The organism is Leptolyngbya sp. FACHB-8, from assembly GCF_014695575.1.
GTDB lineage: Bacteria > Cyanobacteriota > Cyanobacteriia > Elainellales > Elainellaceae > Vacuolonema.
This window is the reverse complement of the sequence record NZ_JACJOO010000013.1, coordinates 1-25,121: the sequence shown is the minus strand read 5'-3', so window position 1 is coordinate 25,121 and position 25,121 is coordinate 1. Positions and strand designations below refer to the sequence as shown.

The 25,121-nt window shown below is 52.1% G+C and carries 22 protein-coding genes; 9 read left to right on the top strand and 13 right to left on the bottom strand.

The genetic code is table 11. The annotated features are described in order from the left end of the window. The first annotated feature begins 274 nt into the window (after positions 1 to 274). Positions 275 to 676 carry a hypothetical protein gene (locus H6F91_RS02720; protein ID WP_206754889.1) on the top strand — a complete coding sequence of 134 codons (402 nt, stop codon included), beginning with the start codon at positions 275 to 277 and terminating at the stop codon, positions 674 to 676. A gap of 128 nt (positions 677 to 804) precedes the next feature. Continuing rightward, a complete protein-coding gene (locus H6F91_RS02715) occupies positions 805 to 1,440 on the top strand; it encodes a hypothetical protein (protein ID WP_190771997.1) in 636 nt (211 codons plus the stop codon). Positions 1,441 to 1,706: 266 nt separating this feature from the next. Here H6F91_RS02715 and pyrC read toward each other — a convergent pair whose 3' ends face one another. Further along, the gene (gene pyrC, locus H6F91_RS02710; RefSeq protein WP_190771998.1) at positions 1,707 to 2,735 is read right to left on the bottom strand and encodes a dihydroorotase; all 1,029 of its coding nucleotides are present in this window, start codon (positions 2,733 to 2,735) and stop codon (positions 1,707 to 1,709) included. Between the two features lie 272 nt (positions 2,736 to 3,007). Here pyrC and H6F91_RS02705 point away from each other — a divergent pair, with 272 nt between their 5' ends. Both H6F91_RS02705 and H6F91_RS02700 read left to right on the top strand, forming a co-directional pair. Further along, positions 3,008 to 3,442 (top strand): GNAT family N-acetyltransferase, encoded by a 435-nt coding sequence (locus H6F91_RS02705; protein WP_190789212.1) that lies wholly within the window; start codon positions 3,008 to 3,010, stop codon positions 3,440 to 3,442. Positions 3,443 to 3,603: 161 nt separating this feature from the next. Further along, positions 3,604 to 4,017, top strand: coding sequence for a hypothetical protein (locus H6F91_RS02700; RefSeq protein ID WP_199307599.1), 414 nt, complete (start codon positions 3,604 to 3,606; stop codon positions 4,015 to 4,017). Between the two features lie 55 nt (positions 4,018 to 4,072). Here H6F91_RS02700 and H6F91_RS02695 read toward each other — a convergent pair whose 3' ends face one another. Then, complete coding sequence (locus H6F91_RS02695; RefSeq protein WP_190770243.1) at positions 4,073 to 5,620, bottom strand: hypothetical protein; 1,548 nt, start codon at positions 5,618 to 5,620, stop codon at positions 4,073 to 4,075. A 525-nt stretch (positions 5,621 to 6,145) separates the two neighbouring features. Next, positions 6,146 to 7,183, bottom strand: a complete 1,038-nt coding sequence (gene csaB / locus H6F91_RS02690) for a polysaccharide pyruvyl transferase CsaB (protein ID WP_190770242.1) — start codon at positions 7,181 to 7,183, stop codon at positions 6,146 to 6,148. 201 nt (positions 7,184 to 7,384) lie between these two features. Here csaB and H6F91_RS02685 point away from each other — a divergent pair, with 201 nt between their 5' ends. Continuing rightward, positions 7,385 to 7,690, top strand: coding sequence for a DUF2499 domain-containing protein (locus H6F91_RS02685; RefSeq protein ID WP_190770241.1), 306 nt, complete (start codon positions 7,385 to 7,387; stop codon positions 7,688 to 7,690). A gap of 367 nt (positions 7,691 to 8,057) precedes the next feature. Here H6F91_RS02685 and H6F91_RS02680 read toward each other — a convergent pair whose 3' ends face one another. After that, positions 8,058 to 8,543: a hypothetical protein gene (locus H6F91_RS02680; RefSeq protein ID WP_206754888.1), complete on the bottom strand. Its 486-nt coding sequence runs from the start codon at positions 8,541 to 8,543 to the stop codon at positions 8,058 to 8,060. Positions 8,544 to 8,825: 282 nt separating this feature from the next. On the opposite strand from H6F91_RS02680, the gene H6F91_RS02675 reads away from it, so the two are divergent. After that, positions 8,826 to 9,137 carry a carbon dioxide-concentrating mechanism protein CcmK gene (locus tag H6F91_RS02675; RefSeq protein WP_190770239.1) on the top strand — a complete coding sequence of 104 codons (312 nt, stop codon included), beginning with the start codon at positions 8,826 to 8,828 and terminating at the stop codon, positions 9,135 to 9,137. 134 nt (positions 9,138 to 9,271) lie between these two features. Further along, a complete protein-coding gene (locus tag H6F91_RS02670; RefSeq protein WP_190770238.1) occupies positions 9,272 to 9,619 on the top strand; it encodes a carbon dioxide-concentrating mechanism protein CcmK in 348 nt (115 codons plus the stop codon). Positions 9,620 to 9,732: 113 nt separating this feature from the next. On the opposite strand, the gene H6F91_RS02665 is transcribed toward H6F91_RS02670, so the two are convergent. From H6F91_RS02665 to ilvC, 3 genes are all read right to left on the bottom strand, one after another. After that, complete coding sequence (locus H6F91_RS02665; RefSeq protein ID WP_347280003.1) at positions 9,733 to 10,350, bottom strand: DUF4126 domain-containing protein; 618 nt, start codon at positions 10,348 to 10,350, stop codon at positions 9,733 to 9,735. Positions 10,351 to 10,430: 80 nt separating this feature from the next. Beyond that, positions 10,431 to 11,048, bottom strand: a complete 618-nt coding sequence (locus H6F91_RS02660; protein WP_242035604.1) for a DUF4126 domain-containing protein — start codon at positions 11,046 to 11,048, stop codon at positions 10,431 to 10,433. 181 nt (positions 11,049 to 11,229) lie between these two features. After that, the gene (ilvC, locus tag H6F91_RS02655) at positions 11,230 to 12,225 is read right to left on the bottom strand and encodes a ketol-acid reductoisomerase (protein WP_190770237.1); all 996 of its coding nucleotides are present in this window, start codon (positions 12,223 to 12,225) and stop codon (positions 11,230 to 11,232) included. 654 nt (positions 12,226 to 12,879) lie between these two features. Between ilvC and H6F91_RS02650 the strand changes: the two genes are divergently transcribed. Together H6F91_RS02650 and H6F91_RS02645 are read left to right on the top strand one after the other, a co-directional pair. Then, on the top strand, positions 12,880 to 13,038 hold the full coding sequence (locus H6F91_RS02650; protein ID WP_190770236.1) for a hypothetical protein: 159 nt from the start codon (positions 12,880 to 12,882) through the stop codon (positions 13,036 to 13,038). Beyond that, complete coding sequence (locus tag H6F91_RS02645) at positions 13,019 to 16,324, top strand: DEAD/DEAH box helicase (protein WP_190770235.1); 3,306 nt, start codon at positions 13,019 to 13,021, stop codon at positions 16,322 to 16,324. The genes H6F91_RS02650 and H6F91_RS02645 overlap by 20 nt, the downstream gene beginning before the upstream one ends. 263 nt (positions 16,325 to 16,587) lie before the next feature. Here H6F91_RS02645 and psbA read toward each other — a convergent pair whose 3' ends face one another. The 6 genes from psbA to H6F91_RS02615 form a co-directional block, all read right to left on the bottom strand. Further along, a complete protein-coding gene (gene psbA, locus H6F91_RS02640) occupies positions 16,588 to 17,670 on the bottom strand; it encodes a photosystem II q(b) protein (protein WP_190770234.1) in 1,083 nt (360 codons plus the stop codon). Positions 17,671 to 18,306: 636 nt separating this feature from the next. Next, positions 18,307 to 18,654, bottom strand: a complete 348-nt coding sequence (locus H6F91_RS02635; protein WP_190770233.1) for a histidine triad nucleotide-binding protein — start codon at positions 18,652 to 18,654, stop codon at positions 18,307 to 18,309. A gap of 215 nt (positions 18,655 to 18,869) precedes the next feature. Beyond that, positions 18,870 to 19,256: a hypothetical protein gene (locus tag H6F91_RS02630; RefSeq protein ID WP_190770232.1), complete on the bottom strand. Its 387-nt coding sequence runs from the start codon at positions 19,254 to 19,256 to the stop codon at positions 18,870 to 18,872. A gap of 347 nt (positions 19,257 to 19,603) precedes the next feature. Continuing rightward, positions 19,604 to 21,469, bottom strand: coding sequence for a CheR family methyltransferase (locus tag H6F91_RS28500; RefSeq protein ID WP_190770231.1), 1,866 nt, complete (start codon positions 21,467 to 21,469; stop codon positions 19,604 to 19,606). Between the two features lie 370 nt (positions 21,470 to 21,839). Then, complete coding sequence (locus H6F91_RS02620; RefSeq protein WP_242035603.1) at positions 21,840 to 22,913, bottom strand: chemotaxis protein CheB; 1,074 nt, start codon at positions 22,911 to 22,913, stop codon at positions 21,840 to 21,842. 185 nt (positions 22,914 to 23,098) lie between these two features. Then, positions 23,099 to 24,463 carry an ATP-binding protein gene (locus H6F91_RS02615; protein WP_190770230.1) on the bottom strand — a complete coding sequence of 455 codons (1,365 nt, stop codon included), beginning with the start codon at positions 24,461 to 24,463 and terminating at the stop codon, positions 23,099 to 23,101. Positions 24,464 to 25,121 lie beyond the last annotated feature (658 nt).

The following is a 25,121-nucleotide window of genomic DNA, read 5'->3' as shown; positions in this document are numbered from 1 at the left end:
AACACCGTTTGAGTGGGGTGGCAAGCGAGCGGCACGACGACAACGAGCGCGATCTAAACGACCTAAGCATCGATTAGGAGGGTCTGGGGCTGTAACCCAGTCCTTGGTGGCCTGAAATGCTCCACCTGAAATGGCAATACTCACGCCAGATGACCCACTAGTAGGTTATTCTCAGGATATCAACATTATGAGTTGTCCGAAGTGTGGTGCGGTTACCTACAAGTCGATCAGTGGAGCAGACATCTGCCCATCCTGTGGATTTGGCTCAGCTTATATGGCTCAGCAAGCTGCCAAGAGACAACAGGCAATTGACGAATTTAAGCGGCTAACAGAAACCAAACCAGATAAGTCATTTGTTAACGGTTCATGGACACTGCATATCCATTACTGGGCGCGTCGTACAAAGAACGAGGGGCAGTATGGTGTGCTTCTTCATCAAGGTGCAGTAGTTGAGCCTCAACAAATTGGTGAAGTCATCGAAACAGATTTAGGGAAGTTAAAGTATTACTGCCATCTTGAAGATGAGAAACCAACCTGGGAACCTTCAGGCTGGAACTTTGCAGATCCCAGCAAGATTCACTCATCGTTGGGCAAAACAGTTGAAGAATTTGCCGTCAACCACATGGATAACAAGACTGATTATTATAAGAAATTGGAAGATGATGAAATGAGATAAAAAGCCTGTTGCACACTAACCCAGCCAAAATTGGTTGATGCCCCCAACAAGCTGTCTGCGGCAGGTAAAGGGAATTGTTAGATCAGTCTAGATATCTCAAATATAGTTGAATAAGGGGCTTGCAAAGTATGTCAGAAACAAGCAGATTTCCTTCCATTGCCAAATTGGAAAGACGAATGCGCCCAGGAGGCTACTCTACACAAGGATTTCTTGGGCCGATCGAATCACTTCAAGTTGTTATAGCGCGTGACCAAGAAACTCTTGAGAATTTAGGTGTTTCACATGAAGAAATTGCTGAAGCTTTGGAAAACATATTGCAAGTGGTAAAGGAGCAAATAAGCCAATTATTACAGTTTAGACAACGCGGAGAAAAAGTACAGGAATATAGGAAAAGGGGAGAGGAGTATAGTGCAAGAAGTGTCCATATTCCCGACTTATATCATCATGAATCTATTCCTAGTTTCTCCTTAGAAAATCTGCCCAGCGTTGATCAGGGTTACTTAGTAGGGAATAAGTTTCACGTTTTCATCGCCCAGTATCGCGGTTTGCAAGAGTGCCCATGGGAATGTGAACATGAAGAATGGAGTAGCTTTGACTTCCTCCTTCTAAATCGTGAAATAGGTGAATACGTGACCGGCCCTGGTATGATTGTTCACCTACTGCGTAAACATCATTTTTTTGAGGGCTTAGAAAGCCCGTATCGAGTAGACCCTGCAAGAGCCGTTCGAGTTCTGGGTCTTGGTTCTAACACAACTATTAAGTGAAGTAAGCGATCGCAATCTAACTACTTTGATGTAGCAAGAGCAGGCCCCTTGGGTCGAATATAAAGGTATTGCAGCGCTTTCTGAGTGAGCGGCTAAAATACAACTCTTCAACCATCTGCAACTAAAGAATAGCGTGTCTATAACATGACCATCAAAAGCAGCCCGTTACTGAATAGAGCTATAAAATGGGGTGCGGAACTGCAGTACCGCACCCCATTTTATAGCTCTCAGCAACACCAAAAGCAGTTGGCTTCTGTCATGTTGCGTCAAGCCATTTGCCACGTCATTTCCTGACCTGCCCGTAAGGGCACGAGCCCGGATTCCGTAAATGGAACTTCATCGGGAACGCGCCACGTCGTTCTGGTCAACGTAATCTGTTCAGTATTGCGTGGGAGTTGATAAAAATCTGGCCCATAAAAGCTGGCGAACGCTTCAAGTTTATCCAGTGCATCAACGCTCTCAAACGCTTCTGCATACAGCTCCATCGCGTGCAGAGCCGAATAGCAACCCGCGCAGCCACAGGAACTCTCTTTGCCATCGCGAGGATGGGGGGCGCTATCGGTACCCAGAAAAAACTTCGGATGGCCAGAGGTCGCCGCTTGCAAAAGTGCGAGACGATGCTCCTCACGTTTCAAGATTGGCAGGCAGTAGAAATGGGGTCGAATGCCACCTTGAAATAGAATGTTGCGGTTAAACAGGAGATGTTGTGGGGTGATCGTTGCCGCAATATTGTTGGCAGACAAAACGTACTGCACCGCATCCGAGGTAGTGGCGTGTTCAAGCACCACGCGCAGGTTCGGAAATCGCTGCTTGAGGGGAATCAGATGTCGCTCGATAAACACTTTCTCGCGATCGAACATATCAACATCTTGATCCGTCACCTCCCCATGCAGTAGTAAAGGCATGTCTACCTGCTGCATCGCTTCAAAGACGCGATCGCACTGACGAATGTCCGTCACACCGAAATCTGAATTGGTCGTTGCACCCGCTGGGTAGTACTTGACCGCTTTAACAAACTGAGCTTCTTTAGCCGCGATAATTTCTTCAGGGCTCGTGTTGTCAGTCAGGTAGAGCGTCATCAATGGCTCAAACCGTTGGCCATCTGGAATGGCTGCGAGGATGCGATCGCGATAGGCCGCAGCATCAGCCACCGAGCGGATTGGGGGCTTCAAATTCGGCATGACAATAGCGCGGGCAAACTGACGCACCGTATGGGGTAGAACCGCTTTCAGTGCCGCACCGTCGCGTAGATGTAGATGCCAGTCGTCAGGTCGAGTTATCGTAAGCTTTTGCATGTTTCAAGTATAAAACCGCTCGTGCTTCAACAAGGCAGACACATGTTAATAACAGCAATTCTCATTTTGGAATCCAACCCGAAAATAGCCCGCCTTCGGCGGGCTATTTTCGGGCTTCAAAGCTGAGAGTTCCTGCCCGAAGGGCAGGAACTCTCAGCTTTGAAGCTCATACTGAGAATTGCTGTGTTAATAACGGCTATGCACACCGGCTATGGAATACTGAGCTGACTTGCTGCCGCTTATCCTGGTTGCAAGTTCGTTTTACAAATCTCATGCAAATTAGAAGCGCATTGCCATCCGATAGTACAACTATCGCAGAATTACTCACCTCATTGGACTATCCGGGCACTGAAGCATTCATTGATACCAGGATCAAGCAACTGCTTTCGCATCCCGATGCGGTTCTTTTGGTGGCAGCAGAAGGTTCTGCAGTTCTCGGATTTGTCTCACTGCACTTTATTCCCCAGATAGCGCTAGAAGGAGACTTTTGCCGCATCAGCTACTTCTGCGTGGCAGAGACGGCGCGCAGCCAAGGCATTGGTGCCATGCTGGAAGCCGAAATTACTGCTCAGGCCCAACAGCGTCGGTGCGATCGCATCGAAGTTCACTGTCACAGCCGCAGAGAGGCCGCCCACAGGTTTTATCACCGCCAAGGATATACGGAATCCCCTAAATACCTGATGAAGTCCCTCAAAGAAACCTACTAGTACGCTGAGGCGGAAATCCATCACCTATGTTTTGTGTGGGGTGCGAAGCACCCCACACAAAACATAGGTTGTGAACTTAGGCCGCAGCCTACTAGGTGCTTGCGGTAGACTCACCCTCGCTCCATCCCTGAGCCCGAAAGCTATGCCACAGAGAGCGCATCATGCAACGTGACATCACCGCCAGACCCATCACAAACTTTGTCAGCGGGCACCTCGATCTAACTCAGGAGGAGTTCGATACTCATTACCGCCCACGCCTGGACGAAGCCTTGGCTCACGGCGATTCATTTATAATCGGTGATGCTCAGGGTGCCGACATCCTGGCCCAGAATTACTTGTTTGGTAAAACAACGGCAGTAGTGGTTTATCACATGTTTACCAGCCCACGAAACAATGCCGGATTCAACATGCGCGGTGGCTTCAAAACCGACGCAGAACGAGACGCACAAATGACTGCGGATTCGGATCAGGATATTGCCTGGGTTCGGCCCGGACGTAAGAATTCTGGAACTCAGAAGAACATCGATCGCAGAACTCAGAACAGCGGGCCAGCCCCTTCCAGATCCAAAAACTAATTGTGCCGTCGCTCAGCAACGGCACAATTAGTTTTTGGATCCGAGTTTTTCGGATTTACCCGACCGTCCCAGGGCGTGGGAAGCTTGGCAAATCTACCGACGCAAGGGAATCAATTTTTTTGAGGGGCCGAAATGGGTAGACAATTGGAGCCGGAGAAGTCCCGTTAGGGTTTTGTGGGGAAACCGGGGGAATGGGCTGAGACCGGGTAGCTGCATTCTTTTGCTGGAACACCTCAGACGGCATAGAAAGCTGAGGCTTGGGAGTAGGATCTTTCACCCGTGGAGGCGGGACGAACTGCCCAACGTCCTCTGCCTGACTGGCGCGGACAACATCCTCAGGCGAAACTTCAACCAAGCGGGCGAGATCCTGCCAAACATCCTCCTCTGCGGTAGGGTCTGCTACCGGATCCTGCCGCAATAAATTCGTAAGCACAGATTTTAACTCTTCTGCTGCCGCTTGCAGAGCACCAGACGATGCCTGAAGCTCGGGATCGGCGTGTCCAGTTGACTCGATTGGAAGCTGCAAAGGCGGGATGGGAGACCCATCTATCAAGGGGGTGTACGGCTCGGGGGCGGGGGCGATCGCCGCACTTTGAGCCGCGTTAGGCTGATTCGGAAGCGGTAAGGGTTGCCCCCGCAGCACATCTAGCTTGGAAGGCAAGCTGGCATTGTCACCGGACGACCAGGGCTGAATCTGACGTACCTTTGGCGACAACGGCGGCGCAGGAATCACTCCAGGAATAGGTTCCACTACCGAAGCATTAGCCGCCGACATATCCGGCAGATCGAAGGGTGGCGTGGAAACTTCTAGGCACCGTTCTAGCGCAGCCTTGAACTGAAGGGTATAGCGCTGTTGTCGCTGCAAGCGCACCTGTAGGTCACGGTTCACCTGTTCACGTTGAGCTAACTGTTGGGCTTGCTCTTGCAGTCGTTGTTGCAACTGGGCATAGTTGCTTTCCAGATGGGTGATATGGTCCTGGTTGCTATTTAACTGCTCTGAGAGAGTTTCGATTAGCACCTGCTGCCGCTGGCTGGCCTGATGAGCGCTTTCCAATTCTTGAAAGAGCTGGGTGACCTGCTCAGCCGAGATCAAGGGGCTTGCTGAGGTGGGAGCGACTTGCCCGAAGTCCGTCCTCTGGCTATGTTCTAGAGCATCCTCTAAGTGGGCAACCCGATCGAGCAGAGCACTGTTACATTGATTGAGTTCCTGAATCAAGCTGATGAGCTCGTTCACGTCAGGGGCGTGCTCCGAAGGCTCCTCAACAACCTGAGCCTGGGGAGCGGGCATGGCGACAGCGGGCGCTTGAGGCGGAATTGTGCGCACCGACCAGTTGGGCAGGTCGATGGGAGGACTGGGTTGAGCCCCTGGAGGTGGTGCTTTAGCAGCCGTGGCCTGTTCCAAATCGCTAACCCGCATGGCTTGAGGCGGATCTACGGGATGCCAGTCCTGCTCTGCGATCGCGGGAAACTCTCCCTCAGAAACCGAAGCTGAATCAGTTTCGGCAGCTTCGGAGAACTCTTCCCAGCCGGAGTACCAACTTGCAGCGTTCTGGTTGGGCTGAGAGGAATCCGAACGGTTTTCAGCAGGATAGTTTTCGCTCATAGTTTAGGAGGTGCCATGAATTAGCAGAACTGAACCAGCGCAGAGGCTCTAAAGCGATTAATGAATATACAAAGGATAGCGATTGCACCCGAAATATTCACGCAATTTGTAGATTTTTAGATGCGAACGAAATAGGTTTTCCAGAGCAATTCGACTGTAGCGCTCAAGGAGCAAAACGATTCTACATTTAGTAGCACAGAATTGAGCTTATTCCGCTACCTCATATCCCTTTTCGATCAGATAAGGGATACACGGAACAAAATTCTACTCCATCCTTATATCCGTTCTGATTAAGAATAATCGGGAACGATTGGGTTGATGGGCGATCGCCATCCAGAATGTTGTTGGGACAGGTGTGTGAAGCACATCTTCCTCAACAACCCTCCACAACAGACTTGTCGAGCTTAGGAGATTTCCAGCAATGGAATTACTCCCCGGATGTTGGTGCTCTGCCCGCTTCGCGGGCAGAGCACCAACATCCGGGGTAAATTCTTATGGAGAAACCTCCTTATGCCATGGAACACCTCAGCTCAGGCATTCCCAAAGTAGTTCTTTGTGCAGCAGGGCACGATCCACTAGAGAGCTGCGTTGCTCTGGCAGAAGGGCATCTCCGTTGGCATAGACTTCGAGCCAGGCATGGGTGATTTTGGCAGGGCTATCAGGAATTTCATCCAGCGTCCACCCGGCCAAATTTAGCTCCTCCATCAACCGAGAGACCTTGGGATCATAGCTGAGGGCAAAGCAGCGACACTCGGCGGCAGCGGCCATAATGAGCCCATGCAGCCGCATGGCGATCGCCATCTCCACCCCATGAAACACCCCCATCAACTGCTGCGGATGGGTCAGTTGCAGAATCTCGCTGGGGCCGGGTAAGCGGGGTTGAATGGCCTGGGCGATCGCCAAATCCTGCACCGGGTAAAACGGCACCAGCAGAATACACACCTGGGTTGCCGTTTGAAAATCAATGAGAGCACGGGTGAGAGCTTCCAGGCGAGCTTCAGTGAGTTGAGCATGGGGCCGCAAAATAACGGCCACACGGGGAGCCGGTAAATCCCATAAGCCCGGCACCACCTCCCGATGCAAAGCCCAAACCGGATCGGGGGCGAGGGTTACCGGGATGCCCCAATCACTCAAAAGTTGAGCAGAGGCACCATCGCGCACACTGACTGCCGAACATCGAGCAAAGGTTTGACGAGCCAGCCAACGCGTCGGGGTGCGATGCAAAGGGCCGATACCCTGAGCCCAGGCAATCGTCTTCAGGCCCAAACTCTGGGCCAGAGCCATGAGCCCCCCATAGTACCAGGGGTTGAGCCAGCTGGTGGCATCCTGCATCAGACTCCCGCCACCCCAGATAAACACGTCGGCGCGGCGCAAAGCACGAATAACCTGGGGCAGGGCTTTGCGATCGCACGCCTCCACTTCATAGCGTGACTCCGTCCAGGGCGGATTGCCCGATAGCACCAGCGGCGTCACCGTTGGGGGCAGCATTTGCAGCAACGCCCCCAGCAATGCTTCATCACCGCCATTGCCCATGCCGTAGTAGCCACACAAAACTGCCCGCATCGTTATCTATACACTCGACTTCAAAGTTTTCAGAGCCATCTGTTCAATCGCTATCCTCGGAGGGTGGGCATACGACCCACCCAAAACGCAGGCAGGCAAGATGCCCACCTCACACAGGAGCTATTGACCTGTAAAAGATAACAAGGGGGCTCCTGCTCCTTACAATAGGGCAAAAGGTTTCTCTCGTTGGGTCTTCTCCCCATGCATGTTCTGTCGATTCCCACCTGGATGATTCACATTTCTAGCGTGGTTGAGTGGATCATCGCCATTTGGCTCATCTGGAGCTATGCCGAAATCACGCAAAACCGCTCCTGGCGCGTGCTGTCTTACGGCATGCTGCCAGCTCTGGTCAGTGCAATGTGTGCCTGTACCTGGCACTTCTACGACAACGCCCCTGAACTCTCCTGGCTAGTCACCGTTCAGGCAGCAATGACCCTAGTCGGCAATATCACGCTGTGCCTGGCAGCCTGGTGGATCTGGCGGCGATCGCCCTCCCGCCAAGCCTGAAGCATAACAAAACCTCAATTCGGAATAAGCCCCAAAAGGGCTTTTTCAAGGGGTACACAATGTGCGCCCCTTGAAAAAGCCCTTAACCCGACACCACCCAAACCTGATCGAAATCCACGGATGCAGCAGCTCGCACCTCCCATGCCAAACCTCCTTGCCGAGGGGGACTGGGGAACGGGAAGCCATTCCCCAGTTGGGAGATTTGGAGGGCAACGCGCCTCCAAGCGAGATCGTTGCAGCTACCAACTATCTCCGAAAGATCTCCTGCATGAATCGATTTTGTGAGGGTGTGAATTGTTGCACAGCAAAGCCGCGCAACAATTCACGCAGGAAGTCCAATGCGGTTAGTGACAAACCCGCCAGGAAACTACTGCCCAACCGCCGCAGGCATATACACATCACAAACAGCGATCTCGCGCCCATCAATCACTTTGAAATTTCGACCTATACCGGTTTGCGGGTCGATCATGCCACCTTCCCCACCAAAGATACCCTCCCGACGCCCCATGATGACTTCCCACTCCATCGCCACATCGGCTGCGTTTTTATACACGCAAATGGTTTCCATGCCGGTTCCTTCAGGAATCTGCTGGTTGAAGGCGAACAACTGCTCAGTGCGGTTGTAGGTTACGCAACTACCTCCCCGCAAACCCCACACTTCCATGCTGGTATCGGCTGAGGCAATGTCAATATTGATGGCTGTACGGTACTCAGCAGGGCTGCAGTCAGCCAGAGCCGCTGCCCAGCAGGATTCATCGTTACAGGCCTCCAGGCTATCCGGACGGGTTTGGCTATCAAAAAACGATGGGGGTTGAGCCAAAGCCCCAGGGGCCACCAGCATCGACAGAAACACAACAAGCCCCCTTAACCCTTGATGCACCCTGCACCGATCGATTGGACTGATACTCATTTCTTCTAGCCCTCATAGGTGCAGGTGATAGATTGCGATTATCCAGGCACACGATCTAGATAGGACGCGTATTTGAGCCTTCAATCTAACCCATGCGATCGCCAACCGCCAGAGGGAAGAGAAAGCTGAAGATTTACACAAGGGAACTCTCCGGGGTACCAGATATCCATAGAATAAGTTGATGGGTCAGGAGATCCAAAAATCAATCGTTCAAGGAGTTGAGGGATGCCTGCCGCTGTTGGTGTCATTCAAACACTGGGGTTTCCGGGGGTGCTTGCTGCCGCCGATGCCATGGTTAAAGCGGGCCGGGTCACACTGGTGTATTTTGGGCTGGCGGAACGGGGCGAATTTTTAGTGGCAGTTCGAGGCAGTACCTCTGAAGTCAAACCCGCTGTGGATGCTGGGGTCGAAGCGGTTACGAAGGTTTACGGTGCAGAATTGGTGGATTATTGGATCATCCCCAATCCTCCCGAAAACCTGGAGGCCACCCTCCCCATCAGCTACACTCCCGAGGTCGAGCCCTTCATGTTTATGTAGGGTTTGTGGTGCGTTCAGGACAGGAAATGAACGCAACTTTAAGGTTTCTAACACAAAGCCGGGCCACAGCCCGGTCAGTTCTAATGACCCCTTCGCTGAATTAGTACGAAGGATTTCACGTTCAGGAGAAAACAATGCCTATTGCGGTCGGAGCACTTGAAACGAAAGGTTTTCCTGCGGTGTTGGCAGCAGCGGATGCCATGGTAAAAGCAGGACGGGTTACCCTTGTGGGCTACATCCGGGCTGGAAGCGCCCGCTTCACCATTATGATCCGGGGTGATGTCTCGGAAGTGAAGCAGGCTATGGATGCCGGCATCGAAGCGGCCCAGAATACCCCCGGCGGTGCCCTGGAAACCTGGGTCATTATCCCTCGCCCCCATGAAAACGTGGAGGTGGTTCTCCCCATCGCCATTGGTAACGATGTTGAGCGTTTCCACTCCACCCTGGGTGGCGGTTTTACCCTTCCTCCGGCAACGCGATAACTGGGTCCCAGGTTTAGGTAGGGCGATCGCCCTACACAATTCCTACATAACAAAGAGGGGGTCGTGCAATGCACGACCCCCTCTTTGTTGTAAAAGCCTTAACGCAGAATGAATTACGTAGCAGCATCAGAAGGAGGTACCGGGTTAGGGTTAAGCCACCTCCCCAAAAAGCGACGGGTCTGCCGCACAAATACGATCCATCCGACGATCACCAGGATGCCTGCCAGCACGGGAACCGTGAGGGCCAGGAGCGTGAGAGCGATCGCCAACCCCAACTCGATCGTAGCCAGCACCGGGTTTGCCAGCCCAGCCGAAGTCGCCGTCAGCAAAATGCGAATGATCCAATTGCCCCCACGGGTGATCCCCGCCGCACCGCCGCCGACCAGCAGCGCAAAAATCCATTGAGCGAGAGGATTCATCGTGTCGGGAGCCGCAGAAGCGGTAATCAGGGTACCTGCCAGCATGGCCAGGGGAAGGGCACCCAGTTCCAGAATGTGATCGAACCAGGGAATGTAGTAGCCCCCGACTTCAATAGCGCTGGCGATCGCAAACAATACCAACGCCTGATCCGACTCCACCCACTGAAAATCATCGGGGATGGGCACATGGCCTAACACCGAAGCGGCACTCAGCATGAGCAATGGTACGAACACTCGAAAGCCAGCGGCAGCGCTCAGGCTAATGCCAAGCATGAGTTCAATTAGCGTATCCAGACTCAACCAGTGTTCCACAAGCGTCCTCCGGCCGGGGTTGGGGCTTTGTGTTCAGTCTAATCGTTGCGCCAGGATGCCGGGGTGTTGTGCCCCCTCGTTTATGCCCGACGACGTAGCAAGTTGCGGAGTTTAGTGACGGCAAGCACGAGAACACCAATGACGAGGAGCCCTGTGAAGAGAGGAAGGGCGATCGCCAACAAAGATAACACCGTCGAAGATCCCAGCTCCATCGTCGCCAGAAGAGGATTGGCTAAGCCCCCAGTTGTAGCCGTAGAAGTCAGGCGAGCGACATCCGTCATGCCTTTCACTAGACCCGCAGCACTGCCTCCAGCAATGATCGCCAGTGTCCACTGGAATAATGGGCTCATTTCTCCGGTCACAGATGCCGTCGTGATGACGCCTGCAACCACCGCGATCGGAGTCGCAATCAAATCGAGTAACTCGTCAATCCAGGGAATATAATAAGCCCCCACCTCCAGCAGGGAGGCAATGGCAAACATGATCAGGGCGGGCACCGTGCCAATCCAGGAGAAACCCTGAGCCAAAGATAAATGACCACTCTGGGCCGCAATACTCATCACAAGAAATGGGACAAACACCCGAAAGCCAGTTGCGGCACTCAGGCTAACGCCCAGCATTGAACTGAGGAGTAACTCCACAACACCCTCCAAATCTGCTCGCTCATTGTAGCGAGGCTGTTCTACTTGCTCGTGCAAATTGATTCAGTCCAGCACTATGGCGTCCATAGGCACCCTAGTGCTGGACTGAATCAATTTGCAACCACTATGAAAGAACTGATCGGACTGGTTATACAAAAGTTCCCGGCTTCCTTGCAGAAACCGGGAGCTTTTGTAATCGTCAGGCCTTACGCAAGCCCGCGATGTCTAGAGCCGAGGCTTAGACTTTCTTCAGCCAGCTGAACATGGCACGCAGATCCTTGCCCACTTCCTCAATGGGATGCTCGGCTTCGCGGCGACGGATCGCGGTGAAGCTGGCATTACCCGACTGGCTCTCCAGAACGAAGTCACGAGCAAATTGACCCGTTTGGATTTCCGACAGAATCTTACGCATTTCAGCGCGAGTTTCGTCGGTGATGATGCGAGGGCCACGGGTGTAGTCACCATACTCAGCGGTGTTGGAGATGCTGTCGCGCATCTTGGCAAGGCCACCTTCAACCACCAGATCCACGATCAGCTTTACTTCGTGCAAGCACTCAAAGTAGGCCAGCTCGGGCTGGTAACCAGCTTCTACGAGAGTTTCAAAACCAGCTTTGATCAGTGCGCTGAGGCCGCCGCACAGTACCACCTGCTCACCAAACAGGTCGGTTTCCGTTTCTTCGCGGAAGGTGGTTTCGAGAATGCCGGCGCGAGTACCACCGATGCCCTTGGCATAGGCCATGGCGCGATCGCGCGCCTGCCCCGTCGCATCCTGGTATACCGCAAACAGGCAGGGCACCCCTTCCCCTTGCTCATAGGTACGGCGTACCAGGTGGCCGGGTCCCTTAGGAGCCACCATCAGCACGTCCACATCAGCGGGGGGAACAATTTGACCAAAGTTAATGTTGAAACCGTGGGCAAACAGCAGCGCCTTACCTGCGCTCAGGTTAGGAGCGATTTCGTTTTTGTAAATGGTTCTCTGCACTTCATCGGGCAGCAGAATCATGATCATGTCAGCTGCGGCAGACGCATCCGCCACGGATTTAACGGGCAACCCTTCGGCTTCGGCTTTTGCCGCAGACTTACTGCCGGGGTACAGACCCACAATCACGTTCACGCCGCTGTCACGCAGGTTGAGGGCATGAGCATGCCCCTGGGAACCGTAACCAATGATGGCGACCGTCTTACCGGCTAATAAGTCAAGATTCGCGTCCGAGTCATAGTACATCCGAGCCATAGGGAAAATTCTCCGTGGAGCAAGCGGTAGTTTTTGTGCAGCCTTTCATCTTACCAGAGTGGTAGAACCATCGGGCAGCTTGGGAAGATTTCCGTGCAGAAATACGCCAGTTTTATGAGCCTGTTCTCCCCCCTGAGGCGTAGGTCCGTGAATAGAATCCACAGAAAATACCGAGAACCCCGTGTGGGAAGGGTGGATACATCAGCACCTCACTCTCCCCACATTGGGTTTTCGGAGAAGCTCCCAGCAAGAGGTTAAGTTCTAAAGATTTTCCTAAGTTTTGTATGGTCAAACTCATTACTTTAGAGGATCAAGTTGTGGCTCTAGACAGCCCCTCCAGCACGACGATCGCCATTCTTTTCCCGCCTTTATGGCAGGGGTGAAGAACCTCGAATTCGACAGGATGGGTTGTACAATGAGGCCATCAATGCCCTACCAAAGGGGTCGTATGTGTAAGAGTGCTTCCCTGCTCTTCATTTACAGACGTTTCGTTAATCGCCTGAGCCGCTCTACCGTTGGTAAGCTAGCCGCCCTAGAACAACCTCAAATACTCAAAGTAAGCTTACCGCTTGGATTGAAAGGCTGTTTCAAAACCCTGCTTGGCCAAGGGCACATCAAATAAACCTTCTGCATTCCTTACGTTCCCGTACGCCTGTGCCTGCTGCTCCTGATCTGGCGATCGCCCTACGCTCTGGCCACCCTCAAGTCTTGGCGTCGAGCGACTGCAACATCTCTGTGGGGCACCAGGCGGTTGAATCAAATGCTCTATTGGCTGTGAACACCCGTAACTGGCATGGCAGTATTACACGGTAGTTGGCTCCCCCAGTCCCTTAATCCTACAGTTCCTCTATCGTCTCAAGTAGAGGAAGCTCCTTCAGAACGGCGATCGCAAGCCTGCTTTTTCCTCTGGGGTGAAATGTGGCGGCGGGTTGATCCCTTACCCGAAGGGGATGGGCAGGTGGCTCATCCGTTTGCGATGGAGTGGCCCGAGTTGCGCTCGATGCTACAAGAGTTGGTGCAATCGCAACAACTGGTTTGGCCCCTAACCGACGTTCCTCTAGAAGACCCTGTGGCCGCGACTCCCCGGCGAGGACGAGGACGTAAAGCCTCAACCGTTGAACCAATCCCGACTCCCGATGCTGCGCGCTGGCAGGCGATCGCCTTTTCCCTTCCGGCCGATCGCATTCAAACCGACGTGGGGGTTGCCTGGCTACCTCGACATTCGGCCCAGGACGTTGACTCCGATCAACCGCCTCCAACCCTGCAAACCTGGCAAGTCTGGGGGATTTGCCTGACCCCGTTGGAAGCCTTTCGTGTCCTCAACGCGCTTCCCCTGGGTTGGGTCAATACTTCAGAATCATTCATGGGGGACGATTTGCGGTTCTGGTCGCACAGTGCCCGCTGGAGCCTGGACCTGTTAGCGCGATCGCGCTTCTTGCCCAGTCTGAAACAGGATGGCATATCGGGGACGGGGCGCTGGCAGGTACTCCTCGATAGCAACGTCGACCAGGAGCGCTTGCAGCAGTTTGTACGCCGCATGCCCGGAGCATGTTGCACCTATCAGCACCGATCAGAGGTTCCCACTGCACCCCGCTTTACCTCACCCCGCTTAATTCTGCTGGATTTTCTCAACCATACGATTGAGGCTCAGGTGCGAGGGGCGATCGGTCACAACACGGTTCCGACGTTGCCGTTCCCTAAAGATTCCGTCGTTTACCAGTGGCTCCAGAGCCTCGGCTCAGAACCTCAGTTGAACGCTGACACCAATCATCTAGAGCGTCTTAGCACCCTGTTGCTCCAGTGGAGCGCCCCGCTGCAACTGCACCTGGCCCAGCAGATTGCCAGCTTTCGCGTTTGCTTATGTCTGCAACCGCCACCTCAGGGAGAAACAACCTGGACGCTGGCCTACGCATTGCAGGCCACCGACGATCCCGAATTTCTGGTCAGCGCTCAGCGTATCTGGAGCAACCCCATCGAACGGCTTACCTACCAGGGCCGTGTGATTGAGCAACCCCAGGAAACCCTATTGGCTGGGTTGGGGCTGGCCTCTCGCCTGTACCCGTTGATTGAGCCCAGCTTATATGACCGCCAACCAGAACTCTGCACGCTTGATCCACGTCAGGCTTACGACTTCATCAAGTCTGGTGCAGCTCGCCTGCAAGACAGTGGCATCGGGGTTGTTTTACCCGCCAGCCTGACCCGTCAGGAAGGTTGGGCCAACCGTTTGGGTCTGAGTGTCAAGGCAGATCCGCCTAAAAAGGGCAAAGGACTGGGGCTGAAAAGCCTGCTCAATTTCCGTTGGGAGCTGACCATTGGGGGCCAAAATCTCAGCAAAGCGGAATTCGATCGCCTCGTTGCTCTCAACACCCCTTTAGTCGAGATTAATGGCGAGTGGGTTGAGTTGCGATCGCAAGACATCAAAGCTGCCCAAACCTTCTTTGAAGGCCGCAAGGATCAGATGTCCCTTTCCCTGGAAGATGCGCTGCGCATCAGCACAGGGGATACCCAAATAATTGAAAAGCTACCTGTATTGAGCTTTGAGGCTTCGGGCGCGTTGCAGGAGTTGATCAACACCCTGACCCAGGGCAACGAAACTATTCAAGATGTTGAACCACCCTCTGATTTTCGGGGGGAATTGCGTCCGTATCAGCTTCGGGGGGTTTCCTGGTTGGCGTTTTTACAACGCTGGGGTTTGGGAGCCTGTCTTGCGGATGACATGGGTCTGGGCAAAACCATTGAATTTATCGCCTTCCTGTTGCACCTGAAAGAACAGGGAGCACTGGAAAAACCGACCCTGCTGGTATGCCCTACCTCTGTATTGGGCAACTGGGAACGGGAGGTTAAACGGTTTGCCCCCAGCCTGAAGGCATTTGTCCACCATGGAGATAAGCGATCGCAAGGCAAAGATTTCCTCAAAACTGTGAAGGGGAAAGACCTGTTGATCACCAGCTACGCCTTGCTCTACCGAGATGAGGCCGACTTAAAGAAGGTGGAATGGCAGAGCGTGGTGCTGGATGAAGCCCAGAACATTAAGAACCCAGAAGCCAAGCAATCTCAGGTGGCCCGACAGCTAGAAGCTGAGTTTAAGGTTGCCCTCACCGGGACTCCCGTGGAGAATCGTCTGTCAGAACTGTGGTCCATTATGGACTTCCTCAACCCTGGCTACCTGGGGCCGCGCAACTTCTTCCAGCGACGATTTGCAGTGCCGATTGAGCGGTATGGAGATACGGACTCGTTGCAGACATTGCGATCGCTCGTTCAACCCTTCATCCTGCGTCGTCTTAAAACCGATCGCACCATCATTCAAGACCTGCCCGCCAAACAGGAGATGACGGTGTTCTGTGGCCTGACCGCTGATCAAGCCGCCCTCTATCAAACACTGGTAGAACAATCGATGCAGCAGATTGATGAAGCTGATGGCATCCAGCGACGAGGGCTCATTTTGGCGCTGCTCACCAAACTAAAGCAGGTCTGTAACCATCCGCTGCTGCTGCAAAAAGAGGCCGTAGAGGATGAAGACGTTAAGGAAATTAATGTCAATACCCTGCCACCTTCGGGTAAGTTGCAACGCTTGCAGGAAATGTTGGAGGAGGTGTTAGCGGAGGGCGATCGCACCCTCATCTTCACCCAGTTTGCTACCTGGGGCAAATGGCTCCAGGCCCATCTGCAGCAGCAGTTCAACCGCGATGTGTTGTTCCTATACGGCGGCAGCAGTAAGAAACAGCGGGAGGCGATGATCGATCGCTTCCAGAATGATCCGCAGGGGCCACGTATTTTCATTCTCTCTCTCAAAGCTGGGGGCGTCGGTCTGAATTTGACCCGCGCCAACCACGTCTTCCACTACGATCGCTGGTGGAACCCTGCTGTGGAAAACCAGGCCACCGATCGCGCTTTCCGCATCGGCCAGACCCGCAACGTGCAGGTTCACAAATTCGTCTGCACCGGCACCTTAGAGGAACGCATTCACGAACTCATCGAAAGCAAAAAAGCTTTAGCTGAGCAAATCGTTGGGACTGGCGAAAACTGGCTCACGGAGCTGAATTCAGATCAACTGCGAAATCTGCTTCTGCTCGATCGCAGTGCTGTCATTGACGATTAACGTCCCTACATAACCCCAGTTTGGGGTAAGGGCTTTTTCGAGGGGCGCGCAAGGCGCGCCCCTCGAAAAAGCCCATTTTGTCGTGCGCTATGCGCACGACAAAATGGGCTTATCCCGAATTGAGGTTACATAGTTGAACCCTTTTGGTGGCATTCCATAACCGTCACCACAAAGGGTTCAACTATGAGCATCCAGAATGATGCAGGTTAACCATACGAAAAAGCGCCCCCTTAGGGGCGCTTTTTTAATCAATCAGTTAAGAATTAACCGTTGATAGCAGGAGCGGTCAGAGCGACAGGAGCAGCCTCACCAGCAGCCAAGTCGAGGGGGAAGTTGTGAGCGTTGCGCTCGTGCATTACTTCCATACCCAGGTTCGCACGGTTCAGAATGTCCGCCCAGGTGTTCACTACCCGACCCTGAGAATCCAGAATCGACTGGTTGAAGTTGAACCCGTTCAGGTTGAACGCCATCGTGCTGATACCCAGCGCGGTGAACCAGATTCCTACTACAGGCCATGCACCCAAGAAGAAGTGCAGTGCGCGAGAGTTGTTGAAAGAAGCGTATTGGAAAATCAGACGACCGAAGTAACCGTGGGCTGCCACGATGTTGTAGGTCTCTTCTTCTTGTCCAAACTTGTAACCATAGTTCTGAGACTCAGTCTCGGTGGTCTCACGCACCAGAGAAGAGGTCACAAGAGAACCGTGCATCGCAGAGAACAGAGAACCACCGAACACACCCGCTACACCCAACATATGGAAGGGGTGCATCAGAATGTTGTGCTCTGCCTGGAACACGAACATGAAGTTGAAGGTACCGGAAATACCCAGGGGCATCCCGTCAGAGAAGGAACCTTGACCGATGGGGTAGATCAGGAACACTGCGGTTGCTGCTGCAACAGGTGCAGAGTAAGCAACGCAGATCCAGGGACGCATACCGAGACGGTAGGACAGTTCCCACTCACGACCCATGTAGCAGAAGACGCCGATCAAGAAGTGGAATACAACCAGTTGGTAGGGACCACCGTTGTAGAGCCACTCATCGAGGGAAGCAGCTTCCCAGATGGGGTAGAAGTGCAGACCAATGGCGTTGGAAGACGGAACAACCGCGCCAGTGATGATGTTATTGCCGTAGAGCAGAGAACCAGCTACAGGCTCACGGATACCGTCGATGTCCACAGGAGGAGCAGCGACGAAGGCAATGATGTAGCAGATGGTGGCGGTGAGCAGGGTGGGGATCATCAGAACGCCGAACCAGCCTACATAGAGGCGGTTGTTGGTGCTGGTGACCCAGTTACAGAACTGCTCCCACACATTGGCGCTCTCGCGCCGCTGAAGGGTAGTCGTCATAATGAGTGCTTCGTTATGTATGAAGAATTGATCCGGGAACAGGCCGGGGTTGCTCTCACGAATGTGAACAATCCGTAACCGTTCTTAATTAAGAGCTTAAGGGGAAAGTTTCGTTTTGTAAAGGGTCTCCGCACATCTTTAAGGGCTTGTTCTGTAGGAGTTGTGAGCTAACACAGCAGAGCAATCCAAGACCTCTATCCAATAACGGATTCATAAACGCAGGACTTACATAGGAGATTTCTGAGAAACAATATCCCCATTATTTGGAAAAAAGGCGCGGCTTCGCCGCGCCTTTTTTCCAAATAATGGGGAAGTTCTTATCTGGAAATCTCCATAGGCGTGTGGCGTGTGGCAGACGAAACCGGCTACACACCACCCAGGCAGTGGTTACAGCGAACTTGCCTAAGCCCCGAAACGGCTAAAATCCGCTCATTCTTGTCAAAGCCTTCTCATAATCTGAAACCCTTGCAATGGGGGCGGGGCATGCAGCCTCGCTATCGCAGGGGTTTCAGATTGTTAAGCTCGGTAAACGAATGCCCCAGAGGCCTTGTGCGTAAAGGTCAGCTATGGGGCATGAAGAATAATTCAGGCTAAAAGACAAGGGAGCCAGGCTATACCCGCCTCCCTTGTGAGGGTTCAGCCGGGAGGCCAGGTCATGGAGCGCCCACCCAGTACATGCAGGTGCAAGTGATCGACGGTCTGCCCGCCGTCTTCCCCGTTGTTAATAACAACCCGGTATCCCTTCTCTAAGCCCAACTGGTCGGCGACCCGTTTTACTGTCATGAGCAGGTGGCCTAGAACTCGGTGGTCTTCGGGGACGGCGTCTGCCAGTTTGGGTAGAGGTTGTTTGGGAACGACGAGCACGTGGACGGGAGCCTGGGGGTTGATATCGCGGAAGGCGATCGCCAGCTCATCTTCATAAATAATGTCGGCGGGGATTTCTCGCTGAATAATGCGGGTGAAGAGCGTTACGCCATCACTCATAATCTGACCCTCATAAACGATTCAGTAGGGTTGTGTGGTGTGCGGTGCCACTACACACAACCAGTTTTATGTTGCAATGCTGAAATTTTAAGGGTTTCCCAGGATTTATGAGTGCCGGGATGAAGGTGGTGTTCTAGGGATGTGGATGGGGTGTAGTGAAAGGGGCACTTCGTCCCCCTTTCACTACACCTCTTTGAAACATAGCCACTTCAGGCTTAAGACGCCAGTGGGGATTTTTCGAGAGCCTGAATGTGTTGGGCGATCGCCTGACTACGGCGTTGAATGCGAGCTAAGCAATCCATTGAACCCTGAGAATCCAGGGGAAACTCTTCGGCAAGGATTTTGTAATTTTCAGCCTGGCGTGCTGTCTGGTAGATCAACCGAAACAGGCTGGGAGAACAGTCTTTAAATGTAGTTCTCCGGCGTTTTCTGGCTTGCCGAGTCACCTCCTGAAGCAATAGCTCCAGTTGGCTTTGTGAGTGACGAATCCGGCTGAGCTGCTGCTGAAGGGATTCCTTACTGGCAGGCAGGCGCAGATAGATGGATTGATTAATGGAGTACAGTTCAGTTAAAACATAACCGAGAGCTTCGGAGTCACTCATACCTGTAACGTGACCTCAGGAAACATCGATGAAAAGTACTATAGGGTTTACAGAGCGGAGCCCGTAGCATCCCTGGAGACAAAACACCAAGATGACGGGCTCTACCAGAACACGTTGCACCCTATACTTCTGTTTATACGTGTTTTTACGGGATACTCCGTAATGGAAGCGAGCTCTTCATAGAAGATTCATTGATTGGTTCTGTAAGTTCACGAGGCTTACAAATTTAGCTCACAGCAGAGCTGGAGCGTCTTATAGGTCGTTGATAGAAAGTCGGTATGGCTGGCGTGATGCGGCGTCTCACCCTTCCGTTCCAGCAAAATTGGCTATGAGTATAAAAAACGGTATTAGGATGTTGACGGTGGATTTTCCTGTTCTTCCATCAGCATAATGATGCCTTGAATAGAGCCTTGCAGGCCGATGAGGGGTGTACAGGTGATGTAACATTGGATACTTCGGCCCCGACGGTTGATGGCAGGTAGGAAGATGCCCGCTCCATCTATGGAGGTGCCAGAGAGGCAGGCGCGGATGGGGTTACGGAGTTGTTCGACGGGGAGGCCAATGTCCAGGTTGAGAAAATTTTGATCGATCGCCTCTTCAGTGCGGATACCCCAGAGGTCTTCGGCCTTGTAGTTCCAGATTTGGACGCGGAGATCGCGATCGACCACGATCACACCACCCTTCAGACTGGCCAGGATGGACTCTAGAAAAGCATTGCTCTGGTTGAGTTCTTCGCTACGGCGCTGGAGTTCGTCGTTGACGGTTTGCATTTCCTCATTGGTGGACTGCAACTCCTCATTCATAGTCTCCAATTCTTCGTTGGTGGATTGGAGTTCTTCGTTGGTGGTTTCTAGTTCTTCGTTGCTGGATTGTAATTCCTCGTTGGTTGTCTCCAACTCCTCATTGGTGGACTGGAGTTCCTCGTAGGCCGTTTCTAGCTCCTGGTTAGCGTACTCCAGTTCCTCTTGTAACCGTTTGTAACGGGTGATCTCGACAAAGTTGATGGAGACGCCCAACACTTGATTGCCTGCATCGAACAGCGGAGTCACTTGTATATCTAGAAAGATTTGCTCGTGTTGAGATTGCCAGGGCACATCGCGAAGGTGTACGGTGCGGCGATCGCCATAAGCCTGGTCAATACACGATCGCAACTCCACGGGGCGGTAGGAGATCTCCAGGTCTTGCAGCGGTCGCCCAATATCTTGAATGGCGAGATTAAAGAGGTTGCGGGCCTGCTCACTGCACAGCACCAGAGAACCCTGAATATCGACCACAATCCGCGCAATGGGGCTGTTATCAAAGGCCAGATCTCGAAGTTTAACCATGTTAGACAAAGGACTCAGCTCCTCGTCATCGCTTTGCTGAGTCATTTTCAACAGTTGATTGCCCAAACGTAGGCGGGGCACGTTGGTAAAAACGTGATATTTCAAGCTAACGGGGGTAAACATAGCTGATTGGCTTAGCAACATTTCAGCTTTGCCCAAAAACAGAAACCCGCCATCCCTCAACGCGAAGTGAAACCGAGACAAAATTCGGGCCTGAGTTTCTGCATTGAAATACATGAGGGTATTGCGACACACCAACAAATCAATTTTGGAGATGGGTGCATCTTGAATCAGATCATGCCGGCCAAAAATTACAGAGCGGCGCAGATCCTTACGAAAGGTGTAGCGGTTATCGTTCTTTTCAAAAAAGTTTTTGACCTGAACTGGCGACAGCCCTTCAATATCTTGAGCAGAATAGGTAGCCGACCGAGCATGGGCCAGAGCTTCCTCATCCACATCGGTTGCGTAAACTTTGACCCGCTCTTGAAATTGGTGAACGCCGAGGGCGTCCGCTAACACCATCGAGACTGTATAGGCTTCTTCCCCCGAAGCACACCCCACACTCCACACCCGAATCGGTTCGCTGCTGTCTTTAGAAGCCAGAATACGGGGGATAATCTCCTCACTGATGTAGTCCCAGAAGGGGCGATCGCGAAAAAATGATGTGACATTAATCAGCAACGTATTGAAGAGTTCATTGAACTCTTCGGGATGCACCTGCAAATAATCGAGATAGTCGTTATACCCAATTATTGAAACAACCTGCATTCGCTTATTAACGCGCCGTATCAGGCTGGAGCGTTTATACCCTGTAAAGTCAAAACCCCGGCTGTTTTTGATGTGGGTCAGTAAGGCTTCGAAATCAGCATCGGGTTGTGTCTCTGTCACGGTAGGGCTCCCTTATAGCCGGCCGATGATGGAAGGTTAGAGTTATCCATCTAAATCGCAAAATCAACTTTACCGCATCGGTTTGAGCTTGGTTAAGAGCATGTTGAGACGGCAACTCTACTAGACGTATCGGACGTCATCCAGCCCATTCTGAATCACAGGTCCGGTGTTGCTTAGCATGGGTTAAAAAATTCTAGAAGGAGTTGAGTTGAATCTTCCTACGCTGCACACACGGCAATAACGTTTCATACCCGCTCTCACACAAGTCTTTAGGAGATTTCCAGTCACGCAATGACCACCATGATGTGGGTGATTTGCCCACGCAGCAAGCAAACCACCCACATCACAGGGAAATTCTTATGCAGAACTCTCATGAATCTTCAGGACTGATCGACGTATGGGATTTTGTTAACTTCTGTTGCATGACCACCTGGCGCACTATGGTGGCATGCTTCTCTGCTTCATCAGCCCGAGTCATAAACTGGTTCTCTGATAGGGAGCGAGCCTGGCTACGGGCATGAGCTGCCAGGCGGCGGGCCAGAGCTGCCTTCTCTTCTAAAGCGCGAAGCGCCGACCACAATGCCCGCTCAACGTCGTTGGTTTGCTCGGCCACTAAGCTGTCCATAGAGTAGGCATGCCCCACGTGACAACGGAACCGAATTAATTCCCCCTCACGCAGTTCCCACAGCACCCCTCCACAATCAGGGCAAGTCATTGGGCTGGGGGAATTGAAATGCTGGCCCTCTTCCCGTTCGGTCTTGTCCTCGGCAACCCGCTCTGCTTCGTGGATCATATCTTCTGGCATGGCGATGGCACCTTCAAGAAATTCTTCAGAAAGCTGAACCAGTTGATGGGCGATCGCTTCAATCGGCAGAATGTAGTCTACATCAACGTTGGCGATCGCACTCCGCACCATGCCATCAAAGGCGACCTCAGCGGGGTCTTGAACGATCGCCAGCCCTCCCTGGGATTTAACCATTGCCAGACCTGCAACGCCATCGTCTAGCGCGCCAGATAGCAGCACCCCGGTAACCCATCGCCCATAGCTGCGGGCAGCCGAGTGAAACAGGGTGTCAATCGCTGGACGGTGGCCGTTTTCCCGAGGCCCCTGGCTAAGACGCATTTGCCCTTTTTGGATCAACAAATGGTAATCAGGAGGGGCAATATAGATATGCCCAGGGCGGATTGATTCACCATCCTGGGGGTGCCGTACTGGTAACTTCCCAACACGGCTCAATATCTTGGGAAGGAAGCTGGTGCTTTGACTCGGAAAGTGAACCACAATGAAAAGGCTGGCCTCTAAGGTTTCAGGTAGATGCTTAGCCAGTTGGGTCAGCATTTCAACACCACCCGCCGATGCTCCAACGACGATGATATTTAGTTTGGCCGGGATGTAGTCAGGCTGAGCATTCAAGGTATCGTCCTGTGGTTTGGTTACTGGCAAGTGAGTAACCGTTATTTTCTAGGAGCCTGTGCAAGCCTCCAGAAGATAACCCATCACCCATTGCGTAGAACCAGTTTATAAAGCTGGAAAAGTTGATTCTTTGTGTAAGTAGCGCCAAAAAACCAATTCAAACAGACTCTTAAGTGATACCAGGTTACAGCCTTATATTCATCATCCCAGGGGAGTTATTCCTCTGTTTCAGTGGGCAACCAGCGGGGCAATTCAACCCGAAAAATAGCCCCTTCCCCTAACCGGCTCTCAACGGTAATACTGCCTTGCATCAGCTCAACAATAGCTTTGCAAATAGACAGCCCCAATCCTGCTCCCCGGTTCTGGCGACTGTTTCGTTGGGAAGCCTGCCAAAATTCTCGGAAGATACGGAGTTGATCTTCGGGAGCAATACCGATGCCCGTGTCACTTACCACGATAGCGATGCGGCCTTCCGGCAACTCCCACAAGTTGACACAGATACTGCCGGTATCGGTGAATTTGATAGCGTTCGATAGAAGGTTCACCACAACCTGACGCAGGCGCAAAATGTCGTTGGTGACCACAAGTGGCTCTGTGGGCAGGCGCAGATGAATTTGTAGCGCTTTTTGATCGGCGAGCGATCGCAACTCATCTACCGTAGACAGCAGCAAATCCCGCAAATCAACAGGCTCAGGATTGAGCGTTAAACGAAATGATTGGAGCCGCGAATGACTCAACATGTCTTCAATGATGGTAAGCAAGCTTCGACCATTATTGACAATGCGCTCAGTAATACTGACAAAACGCCCTTCTCGTTTTTGTTGAAAGTGTTGTTGCAGCAGTTGCGCCAGCCCCAGAATAGCGCTCAAGGGCGTAATCATTTCATGAGAAAGGGCTGCAATAAACTGGGTTTTGAGGTGATCAACTTCTCGTAATTCCAAATTTTGCAGTTGCATCTGGCGCAGTTGCTCTTCAGCTCGTTTTTGAGGCGTGATGTCGCGCACGAGCCAGCGAATGGGGAGTGGCGTTGCCTCTGACGAAGAATTTTGTGAAGCGGGATGCACCATTTCCATGGTTAATGAGGCATCAAATAACGTTTGTCCACGGCTGCAAAGTTTCGCTTGCCAATCTTGCACCCGATGCAGCGTGGGGAGTTGATTGAGCAAACTCAGAAAGGCGTGGCGGTGGTCATCATAGACAAAGCTCACGAGGGGCTTACCGACCATATGGTCAGGTGGCATATTGAAGAGCCGCCCGGCTGCAATGTTTGCCTCCTGTATCAGGCCATAGCCATTGGTAATGAGATAGCCATCTGGGGCAAAATCAAACAAATCTCGATATCGCTGACGCTCCCGCTCTAAATCGGCTTGCACTCCCGTTAGGGCTTCTTGCTGCTGACGTAGCTCTTCATCAGCAACCTGCAATTCTTCTACAGTAGATTGCAACTTCTCTAGGCACTGGACGACGAGTTCAGGCCGTTGACAGGCAGTTTCGGCAATACTCGCAAATAATTGCTGTGCTTCCTGAGAGACCAGGGAGAATTCTTGTGTAGATAGATCTTCTACGTTTCGGTCAATCATACCCATCTGCTCCAACTTCAGAAAACAGCTAGCACTCTACCCAAAAACAAAAGCTACCAAAAAAGAAATAGCTGTCGCCCCTCTAAAGTATGAAGCATTTTATTTAATTTTAGAAACAAGCAAAACAGCCCCGAAAGGTAGTGATAATCATTAATTTTAGAGTCTACAGCTCAGGCCGTAAAGGCAAGTTTGAACACTTTTCCACCCTTTTTAGGCAAATGCATAATGCGCCTTACGGCAGACCTATAAAAGCTACTTTTTTTCTAGGCTAGATCATGCTTCTAGTTCTCAGAAGGATTGATTAGCCTCAATTCAGCGAAAAATGTAGTGCAAAAAACAAGTGATAAACCTAATAGTTTCTATAATTTAGTTCTATCAGGAAGCTTTTTGTCCTCGGGCTATTGATTTATAGAGGATTGAGGCTGTTTAATTCATCATTAATCCTGTCATAAGTTTTCCATTGGGTGACAATGGGTTTGAACCTATTGCATGTAGATAATCCCCAAATAATAATGACAGAGAGAATTTATAAGAAATTTATCTTGCTAGGGCGTGTCATCAATTAGCCCCTCTGTCGGCTTAGAATCAAAAATCTGAGTTTTTGAAGCCAAAGAGGGAGATGTTACTATGGTGCGCCGTTATGGCCTGCGGGATGAGC

Coding starts and splice junctions, on each gene's coding strand:
- H6F91_RS02715 (WP_190771997.1), top strand. CDS start 805: ATGTCAGAAACAAGCAGATTTCCTTCCATTGCCAAATTGGAAAGACGA.
- H6F91_RS02630 (WP_190770232.1), bottom strand. CDS start 19,256: ATGAGTGACTCCGAAGCTCTCGGTTATGTTTTAACTGAACTGTACTCC.
- H6F91_RS02695 (WP_190770243.1), bottom strand. CDS start 5,620: ATGAGCGAAAACTATCCTGCTGAAAACCGTTCGGATTCCTCTCAGCCC.
- H6F91_RS02685 (WP_190770241.1), top strand. CDS start 7,385: ATGCATGTTCTGTCGATTCCCACCTGGATGATTCACATTTCTAGCGTG.
- csaB (WP_190770242.1), bottom strand. CDS start 7,183: ATGCGGGCAGTTTTGTGTGGCTACTACGGCATGGGCAATGGCGGTGAT.
- ilvC (WP_190770237.1), bottom strand. CDS start 12,225: ATGGCTCGGATGTACTATGACTCGGACGCGAATCTTGACTTATTAGCC.
- pyrC (WP_190771998.1), bottom strand. CDS start 2,735: ATGCAAAAGCTTACGATAACTCGACCTGACGACTGGCATCTACATCTA.
- H6F91_RS02700 (WP_199307599.1), top strand. CDS start 3,604: ATGCAACGTGACATCACCGCCAGACCCATCACAAACTTTGTCAGCGGG.
- H6F91_RS02705 (WP_190789212.1), top strand. CDS start 3,008: ATGCAAATTAGAAGCGCATTGCCATCCGATAGTACAACTATCGCAGAA.
- H6F91_RS02645 (WP_190770235.1), top strand. CDS start 13,019: ATGGCAGTATTACACGGTAGTTGGCTCCCCCAGTCCCTTAATCCTACA.
- H6F91_RS02635 (WP_190770233.1), bottom strand. CDS start 18,654: ATGAGTGATGGCGTAACGCTCTTCACCCGCATTATTCAGCGAGAAATC.
- psbA (WP_190770234.1), bottom strand. CDS start 17,670: ATGACGACTACCCTTCAGCGGCGCGAGAGCGCCAATGTGTGGGAGCAG.
- H6F91_RS02675 (WP_190770239.1), top strand. CDS start 8,826: ATGCCTGCCGCTGTTGGTGTCATTCAAACACTGGGGTTTCCGGGGGTG.
- H6F91_RS02670 (WP_190770238.1), top strand. CDS start 9,272: ATGCCTATTGCGGTCGGAGCACTTGAAACGAAAGGTTTTCCTGCGGTG.
- H6F91_RS02720 (WP_206754889.1), top strand. CDS start 275: ATGGCTCAGCAAGCTGCCAAGAGACAACAGGCAATTGACGAATTTAAG.
- H6F91_RS02615 (WP_190770230.1), bottom strand. CDS start 24,463: ATGATTGACCGAAACGTAGAAGATCTATCTACACAAGAATTCTCCCTG.